Source organism: Bacillus sp. FSL M8-0266 (assembly GCF_038613425.1).
Lineage (GTDB): Bacteria > Bacillota > Bacilli > Bacillales > Bacillaceae > Bacillus > Bacillus pumilus.
Genome location: NZ_CP152015.1, coordinates 2872328 through 2888058 on the forward strand (window position 1 = coordinate 2872328; position 15731 = coordinate 2888058).

At 42.4% G+C, this 15731-nt stretch carries 18 protein-coding genes; 1 reads left to right on the plus strand and 17 read right to left on the minus strand.

Annotated elements, in window-relative coordinates; translation table 11 throughout:
* Position 1: 1 nt before the first annotated feature.
* From MKY83_RS14885 to MKY83_RS14910, 6 genes are read right to left on the minus strand one after another with little or no spacing between them, the layout of a single operon-like run.
* Entirely contained in the window at positions 2-268 is a 267-nt protein-coding gene (locus MKY83_RS14885) for a DUF2577 family protein (RefSeq protein ID WP_034659738.1), read from the minus strand.
* The gene (locus MKY83_RS14890) at positions 265-1275 is read right to left on the minus strand and encodes a hypothetical protein (RefSeq protein WP_044140764.1); all 1011 of its coding nucleotides are present in this window, start codon (positions 1273-1275) and stop codon (positions 265-267) included. The genes MKY83_RS14885 and MKY83_RS14890 overlap by 4 nt, the downstream gene beginning before the upstream one ends.
* Before the next feature lie 11 nt (positions 1276-1286).
* The gene (locus tag MKY83_RS14895) at positions 1287-1955 is read right to left on the minus strand and encodes a LysM peptidoglycan-binding domain-containing protein (protein ID WP_003213616.1); all 669 of its coding nucleotides are present in this window, start codon (positions 1953-1955) and stop codon (positions 1287-1289) included.
* Positions 1948-6051, minus strand: coding sequence for a transglycosylase SLT domain-containing protein (locus MKY83_RS14900; protein ID WP_231129538.1), 4104 nt, complete (start codon positions 6049-6051; stop codon positions 1948-1950). Before MKY83_RS14900 ends, MKY83_RS14895 begins: the two co-directional genes overlap by 8 nt.
* Positions 6052-6189: a hypothetical protein gene (locus MKY83_RS14905; RefSeq protein WP_088002055.1), complete on the minus strand. Its 138-nt coding sequence runs from the start codon at positions 6187-6189 to the stop codon at positions 6052-6054. It abuts the gene before it with no gap.
* Positions 6190-6230: 41 nt separating this feature from the next.
* Positions 6231-6671 (minus strand): phage portal protein, encoded by a 441-nt coding sequence (locus tag MKY83_RS14910; RefSeq protein WP_012011040.1) that lies wholly within the window; start codon positions 6669-6671, stop codon positions 6231-6233.
* Positions 6672-6823: 152 nt separating this feature from the next.
* On the opposite strand from MKY83_RS14910, the gene MKY83_RS14915 reads away from it, so the two are divergent.
* Positions 6824-6913 carry a putative holin-like toxin gene (locus MKY83_RS14915; RefSeq protein ID WP_080772987.1) on the plus strand — a complete coding sequence of 30 codons (90 nt, stop codon included), beginning with the start codon at positions 6824-6826 and terminating at the stop codon, positions 6911-6913.
* A gap of 285 nt (positions 6914-7198) precedes the next feature.
* Here MKY83_RS14915 and MKY83_RS14920 read toward each other — a convergent pair whose 3' ends face one another.
* From MKY83_RS14920 to MKY83_RS14970, 11 genes are read right to left on the minus strand one after another with little or no spacing between them, the layout of a single operon-like run.
* Positions 7199-7642 (minus strand): phage tail tube protein, encoded by a 444-nt coding sequence (locus MKY83_RS14920; RefSeq protein WP_003213309.1) that lies wholly within the window; start codon positions 7640-7642, stop codon positions 7199-7201.
* A 1-nt stretch (position 7643) separates the two neighbouring features.
* Entirely contained in the window at positions 7644-8990 is a 1347-nt protein-coding gene (locus tag MKY83_RS14925) for a phage tail sheath family protein (protein WP_065099039.1), read from the minus strand.
* A 3-nt stretch (positions 8991-8993) separates the two neighbouring features.
* On the minus strand, positions 8994-9206 hold the full coding sequence (locus tag MKY83_RS14930; RefSeq protein ID WP_003212736.1) for a hypothetical protein: 213 nt from the start codon (positions 9204-9206) through the stop codon (positions 8994-8996).
* Positions 9193-9648 (minus strand): phage portal protein, encoded by a 456-nt coding sequence (locus MKY83_RS14935; protein WP_065099040.1) that lies wholly within the window; start codon positions 9646-9648, stop codon positions 9193-9195. Before MKY83_RS14935 ends, MKY83_RS14930 begins: the two co-directional genes overlap by 14 nt.
* A gap of 4 nt (positions 9649-9652) precedes the next feature.
* A complete protein-coding gene (locus MKY83_RS14940) occupies positions 9653-10150 on the minus strand; it encodes an HK97 gp10 family phage protein (RefSeq protein ID WP_065099041.1) in 498 nt (165 codons plus the stop codon).
* Positions 10147-10503 carry a YqbH/XkdH family protein gene (locus MKY83_RS14945; protein ID WP_044140769.1) on the minus strand — a complete coding sequence of 119 codons (357 nt, stop codon included), beginning with the start codon at positions 10501-10503 and terminating at the stop codon, positions 10147-10149. The genes MKY83_RS14940 and MKY83_RS14945 overlap by 4 nt, the downstream gene beginning before the upstream one ends.
* The gene (locus tag MKY83_RS14950) at positions 10500-10883 is read right to left on the minus strand and encodes a DUF3199 family protein (RefSeq protein WP_044140770.1); all 384 of its coding nucleotides are present in this window, start codon (positions 10881-10883) and stop codon (positions 10500-10502) included. The genes MKY83_RS14945 and MKY83_RS14950 overlap by 4 nt, the downstream gene beginning before the upstream one ends.
* A 13-nt stretch (positions 10884-10896) precedes the next feature.
* On the minus strand, positions 10897-11820 hold the full coding sequence (locus MKY83_RS14955; RefSeq protein ID WP_065099043.1) for a phage major capsid protein: 924 nt from the start codon (positions 11818-11820) through the stop codon (positions 10897-10899).
* Between the two features lie 22 nt (positions 11821-11842).
* Positions 11843-12931 carry an XkdF-like putative serine protease domain-containing protein gene (locus tag MKY83_RS14960; protein ID WP_065099044.1) on the minus strand — a complete coding sequence of 363 codons (1089 nt, stop codon included), beginning with the start codon at positions 12929-12931 and terminating at the stop codon, positions 11843-11845.
* A gap of 38 nt (positions 12932-12969) precedes the next feature.
* Complete coding sequence (locus tag MKY83_RS14965) at positions 12970-14427, minus strand: phage portal protein (RefSeq protein WP_065099045.1); 1458 nt, start codon at positions 14425-14427, stop codon at positions 12970-12972.
* Complete coding sequence (locus MKY83_RS14970) at positions 14424-15725, minus strand: PBSX family phage terminase large subunit (RefSeq protein WP_268507048.1); 1302 nt, start codon at positions 15723-15725, stop codon at positions 14424-14426. Before MKY83_RS14970 ends, MKY83_RS14965 begins: the two co-directional genes overlap by 4 nt.
* Positions 15726-15731 lie beyond the last annotated feature (6 nt).

Sequence of the window (15731 nt, forward strand, 5' to 3'; positions counted from 1 at the left end):
CTCACAATTTGTCGATGATGTAGAAGGATTGCCCTCCTGCCATTGCCAGCACCATAATGCTGTCTCCCCTTTTCAGTTCATCATCCTCACCCTTATTAAGGCGCTTTGGCCAAATCAGTAATTCTTCCGGGATGACCAATTTATGGTTTTCATTTAACCGGATGCTTACAGGAGAAACTGCCGTGACTTCTCCAACCACCAGATCAATTGGAGAGGCGGCATCTACAGCATTCACTGCTAATCGTTTAATTGCTTCACTTAACCTCACGCTTGATCACCCTTTGGAATGGAATTTTTCTCAACGACATCTATTGTCATGGTGTGTTTCACTCCACTAAATTCATGTTTGTCTTGATCGATCCAGTAGGTTTTTTTCACGTTGATTTCAGGGATTTTTAAATAGATTGGAAGACCGCTTTGCAGTTCAGGAATGCCAAGTGCTTGGATGCTTTTGACTTCTTGTTTCACGCCTTTTTTCTCTGCCAACCGTACTTTGGCTCTTTTTTGCAGCTGCGGCTGGTTGATTTGTCCTGTAACCGTCTCAACATGTTGTAAAATACCGTATTTACTCTGACCTGCTTTATCCTGTTCGACCACTACAATCTCTGATTTGCTGCCTTTTTTCTTATTTTTCCCTTGTTCATCTGCAGACGTGCGCAGCTTGACACGAGTGGCTGTCTCTTCAATCGAGGTGCTGTACTGATAGCCAATGAGATTGACACCTGATTCAATGACCCATACGTCCTCTGGATCTGGCCAAGCTCTCAGCCCCATCTTTCCTTTAGCAGAATAGATTTGATAGTTTCTGCCGGTTTGCCGCTTTGTCTCTTTTAATGCTTTCAGAATCATGTCATATAGGCTCGTATCGTTTTTAAACACTAGTGATTTTATGACATGACCTGTATTGGCGATGGAGGTCATTGGAATTTGAAAGTCAGCCCCAATCCGTCTCAAGATTTGATCTGCTCTTTGTTTTGAAAAAACATAAACATCTTGGTTTTTCACCAAATATTGAAGCATGTCGTATGCGGTAAAGGTCAGTTTCCCTTCAACAGGCGTCCGAGAAAACACAATGCCTCTGAACAGCTCTTTTCCTTTCCATTTAAAAAGAACCGTGTCCCCTTCTGAGACACGGTAATATGTTTGACTCCCTTGCTTTGTGATAATATTTGCTTGAATAGAGCGAGGGGCTTGATACCTTTGCCCCTGAAGTGTCACACTCTCTGTGACAAGCTCATACATGGTGCCGCTTCTGATGGCAAAAAGCTCGATCAATGCCAGCCCCCCTATTGTGGTATTTTTAACCTTTGTCCAGGGAAAATCCAATGCCCCGGCTGCTTAATATTGCGTTTGCTCCGTTTAATCATCGCTAATTTATTGGCATTCCAAATACGCCGCCATTTTGTACTGTCGCCATAAAACCTGCCTGAAATGGCCCATAGCGTATCCCCTTTTTTGACGGTGTACATTTTTGGCGGTGTTTTTGAAGGCCTTTTCTTTTTCGTTTGTTTTGCTTTTTTCTTTCGTTTAATTTTCCTAGGCGATGCGGTTTTGTATTCCTTTAACTCGATCGTAAATTCACGATCGCCAATATCGTAGGATCCTTCTTTATGGGTGAAGCTTTCAATGCTGCACGTCATATTGATTTTTGTCCCCGTTACAATCAACCGCACAGACTTCTTCGAACGCATCATTCGTTCTATTTTCGCTATCGCATTCTCCGGTGATGGAATGCTTTTATATTCAGCAATTGGCGAATATTTCTTAGGAAATAATGAAGTGAATGATACTTGTTTAGCCGATGGGACATCAATAAAGGTCAGTTCTCCAAAAGAGGCAACCTTTACCGTTTCATTTTGTACGTTATTTGTGATTTCAAGTTCAGATGGAAGGACAGGGAATCGCAACTTGTCCTTTCCTTGGGAAATCCACAATTGATACACTGATTTACCCATCGATCACGACCCCCTTCGTTCCTGTATGAAGCTCTACTTCCAGTTCATCTACGAGCATTTGTCTAATTTTTTCGACAAGCGATTGCTGATCTTGTCCATTATGAAAATGCTGATCCCCATTCAATTGAATGGTGATTTGCTTATTACTTGACGATGCCGTACGACTAGAAGACTGAGCTGAGGTGACTTGCTGCATCTGTGATTCTGGTAAAGGAGCAGACGCATTTGCTGGATCATATACTTGCATCCCAAGTGCCTTGGCTGCCTGCGTTAATAAATACCTTCCGCGAATGCCTCTTTCTTCAGGAATGATCCATTCGCGTTTGTTTCCTTCACCGACTCTAGCAACCTGCTCCTGAGTAATCAGTCCACCATTTGCATAGCCTTTATAAGGTCCGCCTCTTCTCATACTTCGTAATCCCGGTGTATTGAAGACTGTTCCATATCTGCCCTTAATGTAGTTAATGGCTGCTACGGCATTATGAATTGGGTTCCAAATGTTATTCATGCCCTTGCCTTTATTGGAGTTAAACGTCGGTCCAATGGTTTGCATTAAGCCTTTAGAAGGCGTTCCCTTCTTGGCGTTGGAATCCCATAAGTTGATTGCTCTCGGATTTCCATTCGATTCATGCTGCGCAATGGTCATCAGACCTGGAAGCCAGTTCATCGATGTGCCAGTTGCCATGAGAGCTGCCATGAGCCATTGCTGAACACTAAGACCCGAAGCCCCCATACCGCTGAAAGCTCCAATTAATGAACCAGCCTGATTTTCAGCAAACTTTTTCACATCCACTGAGTCGAGCCCTTTGACGACACCGATCGATGCAAATTTCCCAAGACTCATCATGACGCGTGAAGGGGAATGAATGTCTAATTCCTCTCTAAACGCCTGCTCTACTTTCTTCGCCATTTCTTTGGCGGCTTGTGTGACTTCACTTGCTTTTGAACGCATGCCACTGTTAAAGGCATCCATCATTCCTGAGCCCCAGCCTGGTGATTCTTGTTTTGCTTGTAGAAATGGTTGTTTGATGTGCTGATCTACGTATTGGCTAGTACCAACTGATGTGGCATTTTGACCTGTGGCAAAACCACTAACCGTTCCAGAACCCCAAGTTGGCGATGCTGTCATCATTTGTTGGTATGGTGCTTTTACACGACTTTGCAAAAAGCTGTCTGTTCCTGTTGGTGTCACCTGCTGACCATTCGCAAAAGCAGCAACTGTTTGCTGACCATACTTATTTGAGTCTGAGGTCAATTGACCAAAAGGCTGCTGAATATTCTTTTGTTTCCATTGATCAAGTGTAATCATTTTTTGATTTAATCCTTGTTCAAAATCCTTATTAAATTGCTCGCCTATGCTGGAGGCTTGAATGTTCCCAGTCATCGCGACCGATCCGTCTATTGAACCGACAGAAGATGATGAAGCTACTGCTGTAGGAGCTGGAGAGCTTGATACTTGATTTCCAGCTGCTCCGCTTGGCATAACAGACATTCCAAGTTGAGAAGCAGCCTGAGCAAGCAGCATCTTCCCGCGCCCTCGGTTATTTTGAGTTGGAATGACAAATTCGTTACCAGCTTCACCGACCCATGATAAGGTTGGCTGGGTGATATAGCCGCCTGTGGCATTGTTATCAGCACCTCCAAAGACATGTTTCAATACAAAATCAACCCCACCGCCAGCCTTATTAAACAAATCTTTAACCCAGCCAAACGCTTTAGAAAACCCATCACCAATAGCTTCTGCTACTTTTACAATCGGCTTTTGAATGTTGTCCTCAAACCATTTGGATAATCCATCCCATATATCTGTCACCACTTTATATGCTTCTTCAAACTTTTTACCGAAACTGTCTTTAATGGTTCCTACCGTATCTACAAGTGGATTCCACACATTTTCCATAAACCATGTCGATACAGCTCCAAAGATTGATTGTATCTTTTTCCATGCATTTGATAATGCTGTCCAAATCCCTGTAGCGACTGTAACAACTGTACTGCTCAGTGGTGTCCAAACGTTTTCAATAAACCAACCCGCTACCGCACTGAACGTTTCTTGTATCCATGTCCAGGCATTGACTAAACTTGACCAGATAGTCGTTGCTACCGTAACGACTGTGTCGCTGAGCGGTGTCCAAACGTTTTCGATAAACCAACCTGCTACTGCACTAAACGTTTCTTGTATCCATGTCCAAGCATTGACTAGATTTGTCCAAATGGTCGTTGCTACTGTAACGACTGTGTCGCTGAGCGGTGTCCAGACATTTTCAATAAACCAGCCTGCTACTGCACTGAACGTTTCTTGTATCCATGTCCAGGCATTGACTAAACTTGACCAAATGGCTGACGCTACTGTGACAACCGTACTGCTTAATGGTGTCCAGACATTTTCTGTGAACCAAGCCGCGACTGTTGACCAAACTTCGACAATTTGATTTTTGATTTCAATGGCTTTTTGGCCAATCTTTTCAAATCCGCCGCCATCAAACCATTTCCCAATTGTTTCACCGATAGATTCTCCGCCCATACTTCCAGCGATGCCACCTACTAGACCGCCGATGGCTGTACCTATCCCCGGGACTACGCTTCCAATAGCTGCACCTGCTGCAGCACCTGCCATTCCGCCGGCGATGCCGCCTCCAGTCGTACCAATCTTTTCACCAGCATTCTCTTTGTTCATACCGATTAGATTTGTTGCACTAAGTACACTTCCTAGAATAGGTACTTTCTTTAATAACTTGCCGCTCCCTTTACCTATACTTTTCATCGCTTTCCCTAATCCACTTAACCCCTTGCTACCTTTCACTAAACCCGTAAGTCCACCAGCTGAAGCTGCGATACCCGCACCTTTCTTTAGTCCATTAGGGATTTTTCCAAATAATTTACCTGCATTTGTTTTCAGCTTCCCTAATCTACTTGGGGGTCTTCTATTCATTTCGGCCCTTGATGTAGCATTTGGATTTCTTGTCTGTCTTGGTGAGCGACCATTTCGATTTTTAGTTTTAGTAGATCCTCCCCTGCTTAAACCTCTTGCACAACAGGGGCAACAACTATTGCGAAACAAGCCTTTTCCACCTCGTGACTGTGGTTTCGTTTTGGGAGCTGGATTTGATGGTGTAGATGTTGGTGCTGTTGTTGGCGCTGTTGTTGGTGTCTGAGTGGTACTTTCACTTGATTGATCACTTGCACCTAAGAGTCGATCTAATCCAGCCTTCACTAATTGATCTAGTTTTTTTTCAGGATTAAATTTAATCTTCTCTTTAATTCTTCCGATCACGTCTTGCTTGTACTCTTCTATTTTATTTTCAACCCAAGGAAGTGCCTTTTCATCCCAAAATTTTCTAGGACTCAATTTTTCCTTCACTTTATCTGCAACGTCACCTGCATATTTTTGAATTTCACTTAATCCCTTATTGGCAAGGCTCTGGAGCCAGCTCTGTTTAGGATCTTCCGCTTTCACTGACGGACTAACAGCCTCAGGTTCTTTTTTTATGTTTTGTTCTTTCACAACCGACTCTGCTTGATCTCGTTTTTTCAACTTACTCTTTGCATTGTCTTGAACAGACACTCTGATTTCGTGTTTAGACATCGTCAAGCTTTTGAGTGTCTTTTTGATTCGTTGAATTGCAGCGGTGGCTTGGTCAACCATGTTTAATCTCATATAGTACGTTCTGTTCATGAGCTGAAAGATAGATTTTTTGATTGATGACATTTTATCTGACAATTGATCGTTTAGTTTAAACGTCAGCATAATGGGGCTTGTTCCCGCTTGCTTTAAACGATTTATGCTGGATTTAATGACATTTAGCCCCTTCGCTTGAATGGATAAGACCAAGTGATTCGGGAGCATATTTAACTGATTGTTTAATGCTTTAAGATCACGAAAGATTCCTTGATCCAGTCTCATGGAAATCACTGAAATTTTTCGAAGCGATAAACTGAAGTTTTTTAATTTCTTGTCATCTATATCCAGGTTTATTTTCACCGGTTTTCTAAATGGTTTGAGCTGCTTCTCAAATGTTTGAAATCGCTTTTGTATTCGCAGCAGCTTCTTCGATACTTTGTCTTCTAATTCAAATCGTGCAGTGAGTTTCGCCAATTATTTCCCTCCTTTCTTTGCTTCTTTTTCTAGCATGTCGAGCTTGTAGCTGATGAGTCCGAATAGGAGTGCTTTGAACGGTCTTGGTGATTCGTATAAATCTAGGAGTTCAGATGGGGAGTAGTGAAGCTCATGCATGGCGTAATATAAAAACACGGCTTCTTTATCCCCATCTTTTATTAGTTTTTTGCTGCTTCTTCTAAATCTTCAATTTCGTCTTCGAATCCGTTGATTTCAATGGCCTTGTTTAACCAGTTTGCGTATTCACCGCCGACAGATAATACACGTTTTGCGACTTCAACTGGATCTTGTGTGCTGTAGGCTTCTCTTAATTCCTTTGAGCGGAAATCTGGGTAAATCGTTGATTCAATAGCAATACGTGCGTAGAAGCGTTGGCTGTCTAAGTCTTTCACACGGCCTCTTCCTTTGACATTTTTGAACGTGGTGTTTTCTTTTTCCAGTTCATCAATGCGTTCAGTTGTAATGGCTTTAAAGACAAAAGGAATGACATTCCCTTTTTTATCAACAAAACGCTTAGAAATTGGCACTTTGACCTCTTCTGCTTCTACTGTTTGTCCTGGCATAAAAAATGAAAGATCAAATGTTTGTTTTTCGCTCATGTTTAAAAACTCCCTTTGTTATGTTTTTTTGAATGCAAAAAAGCACATCCATTTTTGAATGTGCTTTCCAATCTTTTCATGTATAATTTAAATTGTACAATTGAACGGCTAGCTCAAGGGTGTCTGGCTCATCCCCCGATAGGAAGGGGGTGATGCTCATGTCAACATTTCAAGCACTAATGTTAATGCTTGCTTTCGGGTCATTTATTATAACCCTGTTGACGTATATAGACAAAAAATAGACTCCCCCTTGAGCTTTGGTAGGTAAAAGGGAAGTCTATCCTAAAGTATCCTATTCGATTAGCCAGCCCCTTGAGGGCCGAATTGTACATTGCCGGGATGTTGACGCATCCTGGCTTCTTTTTATTTTATGCAAAGTACTTTGCATGTAAACATATTTCTAAGAAAATCTTTGGGGTTACACAGTCACTCTTTTGTAGCTACTCTGTAACTATGAAAAATTATACCATATTGCTGAATAAAATAAAAACAACATATATTTTCGTCATTTGTATGCCTTTTGTTCATTAAAAGGAATTCTTCAGCTTTTCAGGAAGATCAAAGTCCTCGAACGTAAACGGTACTTCTTCTTCTAGTGCTTCTGAATCGACATCAAGTCCAGCAATTTTAGCTGAATCGAAGTTGACATCAAATAATGTTACACGCTCAGTACCTCGGCCTGATGATTTATCGTCAATCACCGCTTGAAGAGTGAAATAAGGATCTTCCCCTTTTTTCACATAGTTGAGCATTAATTGAACGAAACGAGACGTAACTTTATAGAATGTTGCCGTTCCTGTTCCGTTTGCCCCAGTTGTTTTATGACCAGTCATTCGGCGGCCCATCACGTTGACTTCTGATTTGTTTTTTTCCACGTTTGCTTCAAACGTTTTGATAAAGGCAAGTTCCTCACCTTCTAAGAAAAGACGACCCTCTTTACCTGAAATTGTATTTTGCGCTTTAAAAGCCATCTTACTTCACCTCCACATTGAAATAGAATTTTTCTGCTGCATCTACTGGTTGAACAGCTAGATCGATGATAAATCCATCACGATCTTCATTGAGACCGATGACGATATCTGTTTCTGAGTTAAAGCCTGTAATGCCGCTGCCATCTTGAAGCTGTGTGAGATACTGTGTAATCAGTGTTTTCACAAGCTGCACTCCATCATCGGATGCTGGAATGTCATTGCCATTGGCTTTGCGTAATTTAATCAGATTTTTTAATTCGAACGTTAAATCATTGTTGATGGCATCAAGCACACGAATGATTTTGTTTTTCGCCATTTGCTGATTCTTTTCAGCTGTGAAGCTTGTTAAAGAGTTAATATCTTTTTCAACACTCACCGTGCGGTCTCTCGCATCAAAGGTGAAGAGGAACTCCCCTTGTGATAACCGGTATTCTACTTGATCATTATCAAGGCGTTCTAATGTATCTACCGCTCCTTCGTATTCCACAAAGGTGAGTGACTGATTGAAGTTTGCACCTGCACTAGCCCCTGCGACCCAAGCTGTTGTTTGAGCAGGTGTTAGTTCTGTTCCATCTTCCAGCACAACACCACTTGTCACATTAATGATGCCTTCTTGGTCAGCTGCATAGTTAGCGACAACGCCTTGCACCTTACGTCCTTGCTTATCACGTAGACGCTCGATAAATGAAGCGAAGGTTGCTTTTAATTGCTCACTATTATCGACTGGGAGCGCAATGACATCAAAGTATTCTGTTTCTGCTGCTTCTAGGAAAGCTGTATAATCTGCGACACTTGCCACACCGTTTTTTCCGCCGCTTAGTGCCACACCAGCTGTGATAACTGCTTCACCTTCACCAGAAAATTGAACATATTTGTTTTTCACAAGATCTTTGACATCCGTCACAATCTGCTTATCCACAATATCTGTTCCAAGATAAGTAATGACGTCACGTTTGGTGCTGTCGAGTACATTTTCTGCCACTTGAATGGTGATCTCATTTCCTTTTAGACCGCCATAATTGGCTGTAACCACAAAGTTTTCTGAGATTTCAGCTTTGGCTGGCTCCCCTTCGTTTAGACGGTAAAGCAAGACTGTTTGCGCTTTTTTCTTTGCTTCACGGAAAAGAAGAAGCGACTTGTCATCAATATTAAGTCCAACCTTTTTATTTAAGTCTTCCATATTGGAAATGGAAATAAAGGTTTTTGGTTCTCCCCAGCTCATCACAAGAGGAAGTGCCACCGTACCTCGATCGCCTAAAGTAATTCGCTGCTCTGCTGTTGTTTTAAAATTAAAGTAAATGCCAGGACGCTTTTTCTCTGTACCTGGTGTAAATGTGCCTCCGTTCATCCTTTAAACCTCCTTGGACAAAAAAGCATCAATGTGCTTTTTCGCTTCTGTTTTTGTAATTGGTTGATGTTTGATATAAAAAAGAGCACCTTCAAGGATTTCTGGTTTAACACCAAAAAGATCCTTACTGTGCTCCTTTAAGGCTTCAAATGAAAAGCCAAATTCTTTTTCTTCGCCAGCTGTTTGAGCGGGCTCTGCTTTTTTAGTCTTGCTCACGTTTGATCACCCCATCTGAAAAATTGATATCTTCAAGGCTTGCTTGTTTGTCTCGGTTGTACCAATAACTGCTATCCCACGTCAGGACAATCGCTGCTACGCCTTGATCTAACATTCTGGTTTCCACTCTTTTTATGCGGACATAATCATCAAGCACCTCTCCATCTTCACTCATCATCTGAATCATTTGACGATCAGCAAGCAATGCATCAACAATCGTTTCTGCCGCGTCATGCGCTTTTTCTGAATCCATATGAAACACTTTCACTTGCAGCGAATAAGATTTCATAAACGTAGATACCGTATCTGGACCGCTGATGACTGTTACGGGCGGCACATAAACGGATGGTACTTGAAAACGCTCTGGTAAAAGACGATCATACATTGTCACAGGAAAGTGTGTGTAAATATAATGCATGATTGCCCCGACTTCTTGATTCATTTCATCACCTCCCAAAATGTCGATCGAACCAGCTTTGAAGCTTTCGATCCAGCGACCGTTCAAACATTTGCTCATAGAGCATGACAGCATGATCCCAGTAGCCATTTCCATCTATCCATTGAGAGGCAAGCATCATTCCTGTCTTTGCATTCGGATCATATTCAAAGCGGCTGCCAGCCCACCTGCCAGGCACCCATCTTCGCTCCCCACTTGAAGAAGTAGCATGTCCGTCATTGACATAGGAGGCATATTCAAGCTGCGTTCCCACTTCAAGTGTGAGACCACCTTTTGACATGAGAAAATGATTCTCCTTGTCTCCTTGCGTAAAAGAGCTTAGAAGCCGGCCTGTATCGACAGTATTCTCCTTGATTAGCTCATCTTGAATGATGTCCAAAAGCTCTAGGCCCATATCCTCTAGCCAATCTTGATATTCTGCTTTTAAGCCGCCAGCACACGCTGTTTCCAGCTGTGAAAGTAGCCGGTCAAGTCCATCAATTTTCATAGATTTTCCTTCCTGACTGCCATCACTTCAATGTGATGATTTTTCATTATTTTGGGCTGCTGCAACTTAAGTGAGACGCCGTTCCACACCATTTTGTCATGTAGGCGAATATCACTTGCTAAAGGAAAATGGACAAGATAGGATTGATAAATCACTGTATTCGGCTCTTCTTGCACAAGTGACTGATTTTTTTCTATGACATAACAAGCCAGGTCCGTCAGGCTAGGCGCATCAGGATAGGAAAGAGTCATTTGTAAGTCATCAGCTGGAATCCCAAATTTTCCTCGGGAAGCCTCCTGATGTTCAAGGTGAAAAAGATCACAGCGGTCTGTTAAGAGAGATTGATAACTCATAATGATCTCACCTTTAATTTGGTACTGCCGCCCGATAATGATGGTTCAATGTAATCGACAAGCAGGGCATATACATAAGGTTTGCCTTTCACTTGATCAGCTGCCTTCGCATATGAATAATCACCCATTTTCTCTGACGTAAAGCCTTTCATCATAGACTCATCATCATTCAGCATGGCAAAATATTGAGCCATTTTTAATAATGCGATTCTTGCTTTTTCAGGGAGGGGCTGATATTTTCCGCTTGAGAAATCATGACCTACGATCTGAAATACCGCAGCTTCTGCTTCGATAATATCTGCTGTCAGTCTTTCTACAGATCGATTTTTCACACGCTCAAATACAGAATAGGCTTGCAGTTCTTCAGGAGAAATAATCATGACCTGCCGTCACCTACTCTTTCACTTTCATCACTTTTGCTACAGCATCCTCTTCCTCAAATTTGCTGTCTAGCTTCGCTGTCAGAACTATAATAAATTTCCGGCTACGAATATCTTTTTCTACTTCAATTCGAATATGACGAGAAAAACCTACGATAATATTTTTAGGGTGTGTCAGCAAAATATCTGATACGTCTGTTCCCGCTTCGTCATATGGCTGCATATTGGCAAGACCTTTGACCGGCACACCGAATGCAGAAGAAAGTCCGCCTTGAATCACCGCATCTCCGAGAGTTGTCTGACGGTTTGCTACTTGATCCTTCCATTCCACCTCTAAACTTGGGGATGTGTAGAAACGGAAATCCTGAGGTACACGTAAATATTTTGACGGCATCGCTTTATAGGCTTGTTTAAACATTTGGCGGCTAATTTCCGCTCCATTTGCATCAACAATATGAGATACTGCTTGTTTTCTCACGCCATCCATTTGGGCTAAAAACGGATCTGATGAAGTCGTATCCCCATTGACGATGAGCTCTTCAATATCAACGGCCGCTCGTTCAGCAAGCATTTGCATAATGGTCTGCTGAATTCCGTCTTTTTCAATATTGTTTTCAATGCTGTCGTAGGTCATATGAATTTCTGCAATGACCTCTTTTGCATTTAGCTGGACAGTGCTTGTCGCTGGGACAACACGGTCTTTCGCATCAAGCGCTTTGCCTTCCTCTGCCGGGCGCAAAATACGCTGGCCAAAGCCGATTTTTTCGATTTTTTGTGAATCACTTTCCATCGGAATGATGCGTGCATCATTTAAAACGGTTGGTGTGTTTTGCATCATTCTAATGAATGTGTTGGATTGGGTTGCGTTCATGAGACCGCCGGTTTTTAAGCTGGCAAGTGTCATTTCAGCCTTACGAATCAACTCTTGATTTCTCACACTGTTTCCTCCTTATTTCGGCTTATAGTAAGCCATCCCATATGGGTTTTGTCGTGTCGTTTTGTGTATCATGGATTGTTTGTTTTGATATGCCCCTTGCCTTTTCAAGCATGTGAATCCGCTCTGAAATAGGCAAAAGCTGCTGCTGAAGCACTTCCTGCATTGCTGCTTTTTCTCTGCTAGCTGATTTCTCTAAGGAAGAGAGCTGATGACGAATCGGTGCAACGACTTGTTCGAGCACTTTTTGGACAGGTTCTTCCCCTGTTTGTTCTGTTTCCTGCTGTTCAGCCTGCTGCAAGACGTTTTCGATGGCCTTTTTTGCTTTTTCGAGCTCTCGTACTTGATCCGTCGTCAAAGCGGCCTCTTCTTTTTGTACGTCTGCTGGCCTTTCACCAATCGTTTGAAGTACATCCTCTGTCTTCAGGATGTCCTGCATGATTGGAATGAGCTGTTCTAAGGCAGCTCTTACTTCCGCCTCATCACCATCACTTGACTGTAAGGTTTCCAGCAGATGGTCTAAAACGTTCCAAAATGGTTGTGACATGTTTGCACCTTCCTCTTTTAAAAAGAAATTTTTCAGCAAAGAAAAAAGCCCTCTCTCATTTGTATCTTGAGATAGAAGCTGATCTTGTTCTTCTATGGCGACGATGTCCGCCGTTCCAGCCATTGAATAGCCTGTAATGTGGCCTTTCTGAATTTGATCCCAAATCTCTTGGGAAGCCTTTGTCACAAGCACCCAAGATCCTTTGCGAATCAGCTCCCCTCCCACTTCAACATCAGCCGGAGCAATATATGATTCAACCACTTCGCCAACACCATCCTGAAAATCATGCTGCTTGTCAATATGACGGGCATCCTTCATAAAGCCGTGTGCCGCTCTTTCAATTTCCTTGGCTGTCATAAAGTCTTGATGTGCATCAGGCGTATTCGGCTCATACACGACTCCGTACACGAGGCGATGAGCATCTTCTGCCTTTGTCAGGACACTGACCTCCTTTTGAAAGTCAGGCCGCTTTTTCTTTGCTTTCATCAGAAAGAATTTCTTCTTGTTCGCTGCTTTGTCCACGTAGGAAACATGCGTAATTTTAGCGTTTTTTAGTTCTCTTGGCATATGTTCACCCCCTTTCAAAAAAGCGCACTCGCTTCTGTTTATTTCGTCAGCTGGTCCGGCTCTGGTTGAGGCTTTTCTTCAGCTGATTTCATGCGGCTTTCTAAAGGGCGGTGATACAGTTCCTCAGGCCATTCCTCTAGCGTTTTTCCGAGAATTCTTCCTGCTAGATCGCGCAAATCGTTTGGTGACACTGCTCCCGCCTGAATAAATGGTGTCAGTACCTTGGCAATCTCTAATGGGTCTCTAAAATCAGGACCATTTAATAGAAAACGGACATGCCAAATTTCAAGATCCGGCAGGAAAAGAGTATTGAGTTTTCCTGTGATGAGATGACGTTCCGGCTGAAATACTTGCTCTTCTGTTGTTTTACGCGCTGTATCTGCTGTCGCTTTGTTATAGTCTTGAGACTCACCTGTGTAAATTGGCGGAAGGCGAAACGCAGAGCGGATTTTGTTTCTTGTTTTTTCATCGTATTCTAAAAAAAGCGCATCTTCTTGCAGGATCTCAGCTAGAGATTTGAAGTTTACTTTGACATTTGAGACATCTTCTTCTCCCGTTAACCCTTTTTCTGTCGGCAGACCTTCAACTTCAAGCAATAGAAATTTATGTGCATGATCAGATCCTTCAATATCGTCCATATAATCTTGAAGCTGCTGATAAGAGGATTCTGACAGCATGCCATTTTCGACAATGATGGCACCTGGTACATGCCGCCCTTGTTTAAAATAAAGATAGTTCAGCTCCTCTGCCTTGCGTGCTCCGTACATATTGACGATGTTGCCAATCCAGCGGGGAATCCCATACGTTCCACTGCCAATTTTAAAATGAATCACTTCTGTTGCGCGAAGCGGCTCTGGTGTAGTGTCATCGTACTTGCCTGTTTCACAGTGCAAAATGCGCGGATCACCATACTCCTTGAAGAAGACTTTCTTTTCGTTGATTACCTGTACATATTTACGGAATCGTTTCTTTCGATTCATTGTCTTCATTTCGCCATTTTCGGTGTACCTGAATTCGACGTCGACTGGCTCACTAAGCTTGCAAATGCGGATATGAAGCGCATCTAAATACTCGATTCCGGCCGGCTTTCCTTGTCCATCTCTCAGCACCTCTAAAAAACCATTGCCCGTTTTCTCTCGGTCTTCGAGGACATAGCCAAGAATCACATCAGCGGACTCATCATAGTTCATGTACTTCGTAAACTCTTCAAGTCTTGTCCATTCCTTTTCTGCGGCTTTCTTTTTTGCCGGTTTTACACCTTCTGCATTAAAGTCAAAGGCGTATTCCACCCCAAATCCAAAGCCTAAAATATTCGTTTTGTACGCATCAATACATTGCTGAAGAATGGTTGAATATTCTGCCATGCTTTTTAATTCATTGATGTTGTAAGGAGGGGGAACAATGTCATCTTTTTCATAGGAAAATTCATCTGCATACATTTGTTTTGTATGATCAGACATGTTTGCCTTCATAATCGTTGCTTTCAATTGTTTCATTGTATGGACCTCCTCTCTCTGTTTGGACGGACACGCTCTGAGGCGGTCTGTTTCAAATCCGTCACTTCATAATCATCCAGCGCATACCAGATCGCTGATAATGTGTGCGGATCGATTTGAAATGTATCTTCCTCTAAACGTCCATCCTTATCTGCCTTATAGGTCAGTGATTGAAGTTCATAGATTGTGTACGGACAAGCATCAGAGCAAATGATTTTTTTAAACCGTTTGATCTTTTTCGTATACTGCAAACGAGAGCCTTGGAACTTATGTGCTGCCACCATTTGAAATCCACGCTGCCGAAAATAGTGAATGGTTTTAGGCTCGGCTGCATCGGCTTTGATGAGTTCCTTTGATTCAATGAACTCTTTTAGGTCAACAGCTGTTTCATCATCTGTTTTCCCGCGGTCGTAATATTCCCAGTAAATATATAAGTACTTTTTTTCATGGTCGACGGCTAATCGAATGAGCGCATTGTATGATTCAACAAATCCAAAATCCATGCCTGCTCGTTTTAGCGGCCGGTCAATCTGCTGAATGGCTTCTAATACATCAGAATGACTTCTCACCTCAAATTGAGGAAAAACCTTTGTGCCGTTGATGCCGAAATAGCCCTTCCTCGCAATTCGATAGAGGTCTGGGTCGTATTCTTTCAGCTCATCCAGCTGTTTCACATAGCTTTTAGGGAGAAATAGGTTATCTTCCGCTGTGGAGTGATGATAGTACGTATCCTTGATCACAACGGTGCGTTTTTTGTATAAGGTTTCGTCATCTAGGACAAATCGCTTCAGCTGTTCATCTCGAAAGAAATGTCTGTACGTCCAATTATCTTGACCAACAGGATTGGTCGATAACATCATATAAAGCGGTAAGGACGGATGCCTCAATCTTCCAAGCAGCTCTTTAAAGCCTTCATAAGAAACCTCTGAACACTCCTCAATCCAAATCATCGAGATGTTGTTAATCGATTTCAATTTCTCAGGCTTGTCCAGCCCTTTGAATAAGATGCTGCTGCCATTTCGAAACGTCAAGGCAAGCGGCGAACTGCGGCACTTCACCACATGATCGATGCCAAGATCGCTGACGATCTCTTGTAAGAGAGAAAAGGTTGATTCGCGGTGCGTATCATATACTTCTCGAATGACAAGTGCTGTCCGTTTTTCTTCCAGCAGCTTTAAAATGAGTTTTAACGCAATGTGATAGCTTTTCGAGGAGCCGTAGCCGCCTACTAAAAATTGAAACTTTTGATTCCAATCGAATAGAAAATGTTCAAAGTGAGGATTGACTTCTTTTTCAATCAATGA